Raw genomic sequence first — 10737 nt, forward strand, 5'->3', positions numbered from 1 at the left:
GTCCACAAACGTTGCCAGCCTCTCGGCGGCCCAGCTTCCTGCCGGCCGCACCGCCGGAAGGACCAAGTACATCCAGTACGAGGACCTTCCGGCGGCGCACCCGGACAGAAACCTGGATCCACCGATAGACCGACAACGTTCATGGACACAGCACTAGCGCTGTAAGGCTCTCCGAATCGGCCGCTTACAGTAAAAGGTATGACGGCGTTCGAAGACACCCAGGTGACCCATGGTGCGGGCATCGATTCCGCGGACATGGAGGTCTGCCTGCGCGTGCTCGCGCAGATCGACGAACTGCCCACCGAGCACCCCCAGGCGGTCCAGGTTCGCCGCGCCACGGCGAAGATCTTCAAGTCCGTCAAGAACCGCCGCCGCGCCGATCGCCGCGAGGCCGTGGTGAACGCCGACCGCGCGGTCACCGAGGCCACCGCCACCGGGTCACCGCAGCGCATCGACGACGAGACGCAGGGCATCCCGCTGGTGTCGAACGTGGCCGGCGCGATCGCGGGCAGGCTGATCCAGGCCCGCGCCTGCTACACCTGCAAGAACCGCTATCACGAGGTCGACGCCTTCTACCACCAGCTCTGCCCGCCGTGCGCCGCGCTGAACCGGAGCCGCCGCGACGCGCGCACCGACCTGACCGGCCGCCGCGCGCTCCTCACCGGCGGGCGCGCGAAGATCGGGATGTACATCGCGCTCCGGCTACTCCGCGACGGCGCGCACACCACGATCACCACCCGCTTCCCGAACGACGCGATCCGCCGGTTCGCCTCGATGCCGGACAGCGCGGACTGGTTGCACCGGCTCCGGATCGTCGGCATCGACCTGCGTGACCCCGCCCAGGTCGTCGGCCTCGCCGATTCGGTGGCCGCGCAGGGCCCGCTGGACATCCTGATCAACAACGCCGCGCAGACCGTCCGCCGCTCGCCGGGTTCGTACGCGCTGCTGGCCGAGGCCGAGTCGGCGCCGCTGCCTTCGGGCCCGCTGCCGGAGATGATCACCTTCGACCACATCAGCGACGCCCATCCCGCCGCGCTGACGAGTTCGCTCTCGGAGCACGTCCAGCCGCACGCCTCGGAGTCGCTCACCGCGCTGGCGCTCGTCGCGAAGTCGGCGTCGCCGGACAGGATCGCCGCGTCCACGGCCATCGACGCCGGCGGTCTCGTGCCGGACCTGCACCACACGAACAGCTGGATCCAGAAGGTCGACGAGGTCGACGCCACCGAGCTGCTCGAAGTGCAGCTCTGCAACATGACCGCGCCGTTCATCCTGGTGAGCCGCCTGCGCCCGGCGATGGCGGCGGCGGAGGCCCGGCGGAAGTACGTGGTGAACGTCTCCGCGATGGAGGGCCAGTTCAGCCGTGGCTACAAGGGCCCCGGCCACCCGCACACGAACATGGCGAAGGCCGCGCTGAACATGCTGACCCGCACCAGCGCGCACGAGATGCTGGAGAACGACGGCATCCTCATGACCAGCGTCGACACCGGCTGGATCACCGACGAGCGGCCGCATCCGACCAAGATGCGGCTGGCCGACGAAGGCTTCCACGCCCCGCTCGACCTGGTCGACGGCGCCGCCCGCGTCTACGACCCGATCGTCCGCGGCGAGCTGGGCGAGGACATCTACGGCTGCTTCCTGAAGGACTACGCTCCCGCCGCTTGGTGACCGGCTAACGTGTCGCGCATGGACGTGCTCGTCGTTGATCATCCGCTGGCCAAGGCCAGGCTTTCCACCATGCGTGACGCGCGCACGGACAACGCGGCCTTCCGCGCGGCCCTGAGCGAACTGACCGTGATGCTGGTTTACGAAGCCACGGCGAACCTGCCTGTCCTCACCTCGCCGCTGCACACGCCGGTCGCGCGCACCGAGGGCTACACGCTCGCCAGCCCGCCGCTGCTCGTCCCGGTGCTGCGGGCGGGTCTGGGCATGGCCGACCAGGCGCACCGGCTGATCCCCGACGCGCAGATGGGCTTCGTCGGTCTCGCGCGCGACGAGGAGACGCTGAAGCCGACGCCGTATCTCGAATCGCTGCCCGAATCGCTGGCGGACCGGCCGGTCATCGTGCTCGACCCGATGCTGGCCACCGGCGGTTCGATGGAATACACGATCCGGCTGCTGACCGACCGCGGTGCCACCGACGTGACGGCGATCTGCGCGCTGGCCGCGCCGGAGGGCATCGCGCATCTCGAGAAGACCGGGCTGCCGCTGCGGATCGTCACCGCGAGCATCGACGAGCGGCTGAACGACTCGGGTTTCATCGTCCCCGGCCTGGGCGACGCGGGTGACCGCCAGTACGGCCCGCGGTAGCTACCGTCGCCAGCCGTTCGCGTTGGCGCGCAACGCGGTCTCGTAGGCGTCGCCGACGCTGAATTCGTCGGGCAGGTTTCCGTTGAGTTCCAAGGAAACCAGCCCGTGCACGAAACCCCAGCAGCTCACCGCGATGACGGCGGGGTCGACGTCGGCGAACACGCCCGATTCGACCCCGTCCCGCACGGTTTTCTCCAGCGGGGCGAGGTTCGCGCGTCCGAGTGCGACCGCTTCTTCGTTCGGTTCGAAACCGGGGATCGCCTTGGTGAACATGATCGGGTAGAGATGCGGGTCGGCCAGCGCGCTTTCCCGGTAGACCTTGCCGAGCCGGACCAGGTCCTCCACCGGGTCACCGGTGAGCGTGACGGCGTCCGTCCTGGCCTGGAACCGGCGGAAGCCCTCGGCGTACAGCGCGTTCACCAGATCGGGCTTGCTGCCGAACAGGGAGTACACGGCCGTGGTCGACGTCTCGACGTCCGCGGCCAGCTTGCGCAGGCTCAGTGCTTTCGGGCCTTCGGCGGACAGAAGTTCGCCTGCGCGGTCGAGCAGCTTGATCCGCAGGGCTTCGTCATGGGTTTTCGGGCGAGGCATGTCACGCAGTGTAGCGCAACAGTGTTATCAAAGCCGAAACCGTAGCTCCGGCGGTGAAAGAACGGATTTGACCTGGAGTGCACTCCAGGTCGTAGGGTCGAATGCATGAGCTACTCGATAGCGGAAGCCGCGCGACGTAGCGGGTTGTCGATAGACACCCTTCGGTACTACGAGCGCATCAAACTACTGGACCCGCCGGCCAGGGACACCGCCGGCAGGCGGGCCTATTCCGACGAAGACCTGGGGTGGCTCGAGTTCCTGACGAAACTGCGCATGACGGGCATGCCGATCAAGATGATGCGCGAGTACGCGTCACTGCGCCACCGCGGCACGGCGAGTGCCGGGCGGCGTAAGGCGATCCTGGTCGAGCAGCGGGTGGCCGTCGCCTCGCGGATCGCGGAACTCCAGTCGTGCCTGGATGTTCTCGACTACAAGATCACCCATTACGCACAGATCGAGCACAAGTTCATGAGTGCGGAACCGACGGTGGAGGGAATTTCAGCGTGATCACCAAGAAGCTGGGCGAGCTCGAGGTCAGTGCGCAGGGTCTCGGCTGCATGGGGATGAGCCAGGCTTATGGGACGTTCGAGAACGAAACGGAATCGGTCGCCACCATTCACCGGGCGATCGAGCTCGGGGTGACCTTCTTGGACACCGCGAACGTCTACGCGAACGGTGTCAACGAAGAACTCGTCGGCCGGGCGATCGCCGACCGGCGCGACAAAGTGGTGCTGGCGAGCAAGTTCGGCATCGTCTGGGACAACGGCGCGATGGGCGCCCGCGGGGACGCGGCGTACGTCAAGGAATGCTGTGAGGCTTCCCTGAAGCGGCTCGGCGTCGACCACATCGACCTTTACTACCAGCACCGCGTCGATTCGAGCGTGCCGGTGGAAGAGACCTGGGGTGCGCTGGCGGAGCTGGCGGCCGAGGGAAAGATCCGGTACGCGGGGATTTCCGAGGCGGGCGCGGCGACCATCCGGCGTGCGCACGCGGTGTTCCCGGTGACGGCGTTGCAGAGCGAGTGGTCGCTGTGGACGCGGGGCATCGAGGGCGAAATCCTGTCGACAGCCCGTGAGCTCGGCATCGGCATCGTGCCGTTTTCCCCGCTGGGCCGCGGTTTCCTGACCGGTAACATCACCTCGACGGCGGAGCTGCCGGAAGGCGACATGCGGCGTGGGCTGCCCCGGTTCGAGGACGGCAACTTCGAGCGCAACCTCGTGATCGTCGAGGCGCTGCGCGCACTGGCCGAGGCCAAGGGTGTCACCGCCGGGCAGCTGGCGCTGGCGTGGGTGCAGCACCAGGGCGACGACGTCGTCCCGATCCCCGGCACCAAGCGGCGGAAGTACCTCGAGGAGAACGCCGCCTCCGTCGACATCGCACTGTCCGAAGAGGACATCAAGGCCATTGAGAACGCCGCCCCGGCCGACGCTTTCGCCGGTGAGCGGTACCCGGAGCGGCTCCGCCGCGCCGCGGGCAAGTAGGGGAGAAGAGATGGCAACGCTACCCAGGCGCAAGCTGGGCGAGCTCGAGGTCGGCGCGCAGGGCCTCGGCTGCATGGGCATGAGCGAGTTCTACGGCGAAGGTGACGACACCGAATCCATCGCCACGATCCACCGCGCGCTCGAACTCGGTGTGTCCCTTTTGGATACCGCGGACATGTACGGCCTCGGCCGCAACGAGGAGCTCGTCGGCCGGGCGATCGCCGATCGGCGCGACAAAGTGGTGCTGGCGACCAAGTTCGGTCTCGTGCGAGACCCCGACGACTCGTCGAAGCGGGGCGTACGCGGTGACGCGGCGTATATCCGCCAGCAGTCCGAAAGTTCGCTGAAGCGGCTCGGTGTCGACCATATCGACCTCTACTACCAGCACCGCGTCGACCCGGACACGCCCATCGAGGAGACCGTCGGCGCGATGGCCGAACTGGTCGAGCAGGGCAAGGTCCGCTACCTCGGGCTTTCCGAGGCGGGCGCCGAGACGATCCGGCGCGCGCACGCCGTGCACCCGATCACGGCCGTCCAGACGGAATGGAGCCTGTGGTCGCGGGACATCGAGGACGAGGTCGTGCCGGCCTGCCGTGAACTCGGCATCGGCATCGTCGCGTATTCCCCGCTGGGCCGTGGTTTCCTGACCGGCAGTATCAAGTCCGAAAAGGACTTCGGCGCGGGCGACTTCCGGAAGACGACCCAGCCGCGGATGGCAGGGGAGAACCTGGACCGCAACCTGCTGATCGTCGAGGCACTGCGCGCTGTCGCCGCCGAAAAGGGTGTCACCGCCGGGCAGCTGGCGCTGGCGTGGGTGCAGCACCAGGACGAGCACGTCGTCCCGATTCCCGGCACCAAGCGGCGGAAGTACCTGGAGGAGAACGTCGCCGCCACCGGGATAACGCTGTCGGCCGACGACATCGTGGCTATCGAGAAGGCCGTCCCGATCGACGCCGTCGCCGGGACGCGCTACCCCGAAGCCGCCATGAACATGCTGGGCCGTTAGCTGAAAGCCGTGAAGGCCACATTGAGGGACTCAGAGTCCCTCAATGTGGCCTTCACGGACCGTTGGTTCAGGCGAGCAGGGCTGTGACGGCTGCGGCGGTGGAGTCTAGGGGGACTTGTTGCTGCTCACGCGTCGCTAGTGAGCGGACAGTGACGTTTCCGGCGTCCCAGTCCTCCTGCCCGACGATGACCACTGCCCGCGCGCCTGCCTTGTCGGCCCGCGTCAGTTCCTTGCCCAGCTTGCGAAGTTCCAACGGCGTCGACGTCCGCAGCCCGGCCTTGCGCAGCCTTCCCGCGACCTCGCGCGCCGCGTCGGACAGCTCTTCGGCCGTCGGCACGACGACGACGTCGACCTCGCTGCGCGGCGCCGGGGCGAGCCCGTGCGTCTCGAGGAAGTCCATCAGCGTGACGTCGCCCATACCGAACCCGATGCCCGGGATCTTCTGCGCGGTGAACATCCCGGCGAGGTCGCTGTACGCACCGCCACCGAACAGCGCCCGGCGGTTCTCCGGCGAAGTGTCGAAGACCTCGAACACCGTCGACGTGTAGTACGCCAGGCCACGCACGATCATGGGGTCGAAGCGGATGAGCCCGGCGGCGCTCGTTTTGAGCACCTTCACCAGGTTCGAGGCTTCCTTGACCGACTCCGGCAGCTCGTCGAGCAGCGCCTCGCCGGATGCGAGGATCTCGGTGAGCTTCTCGAACTGCTTGTCCGCCAGCCCGATCTCCTCGGCCGACGCGGCCAGCTTCTCGACCGGGTACTTCTCCCAGCGGTCCACCAGCGCGAACACCTCGGGCAGCTGCAACGGCCCGACCCCCACGATGTCGGTCAACGCCGACGCCAGCAGGTTCCGGTCGTTCGCGCGGATCTCGAACATGTCCTTCGAGGCGCCGAGTTCTTCCATCATGTCGTGGATGAGCTCGAAGATCTCGATCTCGGTGTTCGAGCTTTCCGAACCGAAGATGTCGACGTTGATCTGCCAGTGCTCGCGCACGCGGCCACGCTGCGGCTTCTCGTAGCGGTGGCAGTTCGGGTGGCTGTACCAGCGCACCGGGAACTGCAGCGACTTCGCGGTACCGGCGATCATCCGCGCGACCGACGGGGTCATCTCCGGGCGCAGCGCGAGCCGCCGCCCACCCTTGTCGGTCAGCGTGTAGAGCTGCTGATCGGCGATCTCCTGGCCGGACTTCAGCTCGTAGATCTCCGCGGGCTCGAGGATCGGGCCGTCGTAGCGCAGGAAGCCGTACCGCTCGATGACGTCGTAGAGATGGCCGAACACCTGCGTGCGGACGGACATCTCGGCGGGGAGGAAGTCACGGGTCCCCCGGGTGGGCGCGGTCGACAGGTATTCAGGCACGTCAACAAGCTTAACGACCGGCCCAACCGGCTTTAGATCGAGTACGGACCGAATCGGGTGATGGCGACGAACAGCGAGAGCAGCGCCAGCACGATGGTGACCGGGGTGGCCTTGGCCTCGTTCAACTTCAAGTGCGTGATCGTCGCGCCCACCATGACGATGACCAGGCCCACCGCGGCGAGCGGCGTGAGCACCGGGGCGATCTTCGTGGCGGCGGGCAGGATGAGCCCGATCGCGGCGAGGACCTCGACGGCACCGATGTAGCGCACGCTGTTCTTCGGGTAGTTGTCCATCCAGGACATTTGTTCTTCGAGCTTCGGCCCGGGTGTGACCAGCTTCGACCCGCCCGTGAACAGGAAGGCGACCGCGAGCAAACCCTGCACAATCCAGATGACAACGTTCATGGCGACAAGTAAAGCCCTTTCCCGCCAACTATTCAACGCTCAACTACTTCACGATCAGATGACGATGATCCCGGCGTGGGTGCGTCCGGGCCTCGAAGAAGGTGAGCTGGAAATCGGTGAGTCACGAAACTTTTGCGCGAGCTCCGATCAGCAACGAGAGCAGTGCTCCGAACACACAGATCACCGAGGTGATCACGAAGATCTCGCTGTACTCGGTGAGCAGCGCGTTACGGACCGCGGCGGTGTACGCGCTCAGCGCCTGGTCGTAGGCCTCCTGGCTGGGGAGCAGGATCCGCAGCGGCGCGTACAGGTTCGACGTCAGGCTCTGGAAGCGGTGCAGGCCCCACGCCGACAGTGCCGCGATGCCGATCAGCATGCCGGTCATCCGCGCCACCACGACGAACGCCGACGCGACACCGTGCTGTACCGGCGGCACCACCCGCAGGACCGCGGCCGAGAGCGGCGCGATGACCAGTCCGAGCCCCAACCCGACGAGCGCGAGGTCGGTGTCGAGCACCGGCAGAGACAGCGGGCCGAGCTCGTGACGCGCCGCGAGCACGTCGATCGGCCACCGCGAGATGAGCAGGTAGCCTCCGGCGGCGACGATTAGCCCGCTAAAGGCGACCCAGCGGTCCCCGAGGCGGCCGGCCAGGGCACCGCCGAGCACGGCACCGATGGGCAGGGCGATCAGGAAGCGGAGGAGGAGTTCGACGCTGCCCCGGTCGTCGCGCCCGAGCAGGGTCTGGGCGAACAGGTCGACGTCGACGAGCGTGACCATCAGCGCCGCGCCCGCCGTGACACTCACGCCGAGCGCGGCGAGGAACGGCCGCAGCCGCACGCCCGCGGGATCGATCAGCCGCGTTTTCGCCCGCTTCTCCCAGCCGACGAACGCGACCAGCGCGACAGCCGCGCCGATCAGCGTCGGCACGCCCCAGCTCGGAAGCACCTGCTCACGGGGGTTCGGGTTGTACAGGCCGACGACCAGCAGCCCCAGCGTCACCGCGAGCAGCCCGCCGCCGATGACGTCGACCTTCGCCACCCGCAAGCGTTTGCCCGCCGGGAGCGCGAACTGGATCGCGACGATCGCGATCAGCGCGAGCGGCACGTTGACCCAGAACACGCTGCGCCAGCCCGCCGCCGCGGCGAGCGCGATCCCGTAGATCGGGCCGAGCACACTGCCGAGTTCCTGTGCCGCGCCGACCGCGCCCAGCACGGACGCGCGTTTGTGCCGCGCCCAAAGATCCGCTGCCAAGGCCATCGTGACCGGGAGCAGCGCACCGCTGGCGATGCCCTGCACAAGCCGTCCGGCGACGAGCACCGGCACGTTGTCGGCGAGGGCGGTCACCACCGAGCCCGCGATGAACCCGACGAGACAGACCTGCAGCAGCAGTTTGCGGCCGAAGCGGTCGGATGCCTGGCCCAGCAGTGGCATCGCGGCGACGTACCCGAGCAGGTAGCCGGTGACGATCGGCGTCACCTGTTCCAGCCGGTTCACCGGGATCCGCAGGTCGCCGATGATCTCGCGAAGCAGGCCGATGACCACATAGGTGTCGAGCGCGCCGAGAAGGACGGCGAGCCCGCCCGCGCCGATCGCTATGTGGCGGCCGCGGACTCCGGTGGTGCTCACGCGGGCGCGGTCACCGTGACCGGCTTGTCCACATCGGACAGTGTCACGTCCACGGAGGCGTCACCGGGGAGTTTCGCGGAAGCCTTGACCGGCAGATGCTTTCCGCTTTCCTGCAGACAGAAGGTGATGTCCGCGTCGGATTCGAGACCGGGGAGCAGCCCGGTGAGTACGTCCTTGGCAATCTTGCCGCTCACCTTGTACGTCGACTGGCCGTTGACGTCTTCTTTGGCTTCGGTCTTCGGGTTCTGGATGCTGAGGAGCACCTTGCTGATGCCACGGTTCGGATCCAGGACCGCCGATGGGTCGTAGATCGACGCGCCGAGCGCGGCCGGGATCTTCTGGAACCCGGCCGTCGGGCCCTTGATGTAGAGCGAGGAATCCACGAGCACGAATTCGACCTCGACGAGCTGCCCGCCGACGGACAGCTTCCCGGTGCCCTTCGCCGAACCCGACGGACCTCCGGACTTGCTGAGGTCGCCGTCGAGATCCTGCACGCTCAGGCCGGGCACGGTGCCGTTCGTCTTGACCGTGAAATGCGCGCTGGTGATCGCGCCCGTCGCGGCGGCGGCGTCCTTGAGCAGGCCCGCGGCGTCCGGCAGCGACGGGCCCGATGGGGTGGGCGAGGAGCCGCTCGACGAGCAGCCGGTGACCAGCGCCGCCGTCAGTGCGAGCGCTCCGAGCAGAATTCGGCGCGTGAACATGCGTGCATGGTAGAGCTCGGCCTCACCCGGCGCGACCAGCCGCCAGCACGAGTTCGACATCGGCGAGCGCGTTGAGGTTCTTCAGTGGATCACCGGCCACGACGAGGAGATCGGCGCTGTAGCCGGGGGCGAGCCGCCCGGTGACCTGGCCGAGGCCGAGGGCGCGGGCACTGTCGGCCGTCGCGATCTCGAGGATCCGCGTGCGGGAAAAACCGAGCCATTCGTACAGTTCGAGCGCGCCGACGGGGTCGTCGAAGACCGAGCCGGGCAGGCCCGCGTCGGTCCCGGCGATGAGCGGGACGCCGAGCCCTTCCAACCAGGTCAGCCGGCCGTAGATGCGCTGCGCGACCTCGTCGCCCATCCGCTCGACCATCATCCGCCAGTTGCGGCTGCTCGTGGAGCACGCGGCGATTCCCTGGTCCGCCATGCGTTTCGCGACCGGCTCCCGCATGTCCGACTGCTGTGGGCCGGCCATCCAGGTGCAGTGCTCGATCGTGCTGACGCCGGCGTCCACACCGGACTCGATGGCGTCGGCGCCGTGCGCATGCGCGGCCACCGGCAGTCCGTGGCGCCGGGCGTGTTCGACGATGACGCCGAGCTGGCGCGCGTCGAACTGCGACTCCCACATGTCCGCGCCGCCCGGGGTGATCTGGCCGCCGCTGGCCATCACCTTGATGACGTCGGCGCCCGCCTCGGCGTTGGCGTCGATGAGCGCGCGGATCTCGTCGTCGTCCGCCGCGGCGCCGCCGAAGAAGTGGCAGTGTCCACCCGGGACGGTCAGTGGTGCCGCCGCGGACAGAATCCGGGGTGCGGCAACACCTTCTTTGTCGAGGGCTTCGCGGACGGAGATCGCGAGATGGTCCCGGTCGCCGAGGTCGCGGATGGTGGTGACGCCGGTGCTCAATAGTTTTGCGGTGCGTTCGCGGGCCGCTGCTTGAAGTTCGTCGGGTGTGCTGCTTTCCAGCGGGCCCAGCAGGTCTTTCCCGGCGTCGAATGCCAGGTGCACATGGGAGTTGAACAACCCGGCCATGACCGTCGACGCGGGGAAGTCGCGCTGGGCGAAGCCCGGAGCGGCCTGCCGTACGACGTCTTCGCGCGCTCCGACGGCGACGATCTTGTCGTCACGGACGAGCACCGCGCCGTCCGGCAACGGTGAGCCGGGCTCGGGCAGCACCTGGGCGGCGGTGATCACGGTGTCCATGGGGCTCCTCTTAGTGGTTGCGATGGGAAGTTCGTTGGGGGTATTCGGCGGATCCAGGTTTT

At 67.8% G+C, this 10737-nt stretch carries 11 protein-coding genes; 5 read left to right on the forward strand and 6 right to left on the reverse strand.

What is annotated here, in order from left to right:
• Window positions 1-198: 198 nt before the first annotated feature.
• Together VGP60_RS21790 and upp are read left to right on the forward strand one after the other, a co-directional pair.
• Window positions 199-1665 carry an SDR family NAD(P)-dependent oxidoreductase gene (locus tag VGP60_RS21790; protein ID WP_327549903.1) on the forward strand — a complete coding sequence of 489 codons (1467 nt, stop codon included), beginning with the start codon at window positions 199-201 and terminating at the stop codon, window positions 1663-1665.
• 18 nt (window positions 1666-1683) lie between these two features.
• The gene (gene upp / locus VGP60_RS21795; protein ID WP_327549904.1) at window positions 1684-2307 is read left to right on the forward strand and encodes a uracil phosphoribosyltransferase; all 624 of its coding nucleotides are present in this window, start codon (window positions 1684-1686) and stop codon (window positions 2305-2307) included.
• Here the strand turns inward: upp and VGP60_RS21800 are convergent, their stop codons facing one another.
• Window positions 2308-2898, reverse strand: coding sequence for a TetR/AcrR family transcriptional regulator (locus VGP60_RS21800; RefSeq protein ID WP_327549905.1), 591 nt, complete (start codon window positions 2896-2898; stop codon window positions 2308-2310).
• Window positions 2899-3003: 105 nt separating this feature from the next.
• Between VGP60_RS21800 and VGP60_RS21805 the strand changes: the two genes are divergently transcribed.
• From VGP60_RS21805 to VGP60_RS21815, 3 genes are read left to right on the forward strand one after another with little or no spacing between them, the layout of a single operon-like run.
• Window positions 3004-3405 (forward strand): MerR family transcriptional regulator, encoded by a 402-nt coding sequence (locus VGP60_RS21805; RefSeq protein ID WP_327549906.1) that lies wholly within the window; start codon window positions 3004-3006, stop codon window positions 3403-3405.
• Window positions 3406-3455: 50 nt separating this feature from the next.
• Window positions 3456-4379: an aldo/keto reductase gene (locus VGP60_RS21810; protein WP_327549913.1), complete on the forward strand. Its 924-nt coding sequence runs from the start codon at window positions 3456-3458 to the stop codon at window positions 4377-4379.
• Window positions 4380-4389: 10 nt separating this feature from the next.
• Window positions 4390-5385, forward strand: a complete 996-nt coding sequence (locus tag VGP60_RS21815; protein WP_327549907.1) for an aldo/keto reductase — start codon at window positions 4390-4392, stop codon at window positions 5383-5385.
• A gap of 67 nt (window positions 5386-5452) precedes the next feature.
• Here VGP60_RS21815 and hisS read toward each other — a convergent pair whose 3' ends face one another.
• The 5 genes from hisS to VGP60_RS21840 all read right to left on the reverse strand — a co-directional run bounded on the left by hisS (window position 5453) and on the right by VGP60_RS21840 (window position 10675).
• The gene (hisS, locus tag VGP60_RS21820; RefSeq protein ID WP_327549908.1) at window positions 5453-6742 is read right to left on the reverse strand and encodes a histidine--tRNA ligase; all 1290 of its coding nucleotides are present in this window, start codon (window positions 6740-6742) and stop codon (window positions 5453-5455) included.
• A gap of 32 nt (window positions 6743-6774) precedes the next feature.
• Window positions 6775-7146, reverse strand: coding sequence for a DoxX family protein (locus tag VGP60_RS21825; protein ID WP_327549909.1), 372 nt, complete (start codon window positions 7144-7146; stop codon window positions 6775-6777).
• Window positions 7147-7267: 121 nt separating this feature from the next.
• Window positions 7268-8773 (reverse strand): MFS transporter, encoded by a 1506-nt coding sequence (locus tag VGP60_RS21830; protein WP_327549910.1) that lies wholly within the window; start codon window positions 8771-8773, stop codon window positions 7268-7270.
• On the reverse strand, window positions 8770-9474 hold the full coding sequence (locus VGP60_RS21835) for an LppX_LprAFG lipoprotein (RefSeq protein WP_327549911.1): 705 nt from the start codon (window positions 9472-9474) through the stop codon (window positions 8770-8772). Before VGP60_RS21835 ends, VGP60_RS21830 begins: the two co-directional genes overlap by 4 nt.
• Window positions 9475-9496: 22 nt before the next feature.
• Window positions 9497-10675, reverse strand: coding sequence for an amidohydrolase family protein (locus VGP60_RS21840; protein ID WP_327549912.1), 1179 nt, complete (start codon window positions 10673-10675; stop codon window positions 9497-9499).
• Window positions 10676-10737: the final 62 nt, after the last annotated feature.

It is taken from the genome of Amycolatopsis sp., from assembly GCF_036008905.1.
Taxonomy (GTDB): Bacteria; Actinomycetota; Actinomycetes; order Mycobacteriales; family Pseudonocardiaceae; genus Amycolatopsis.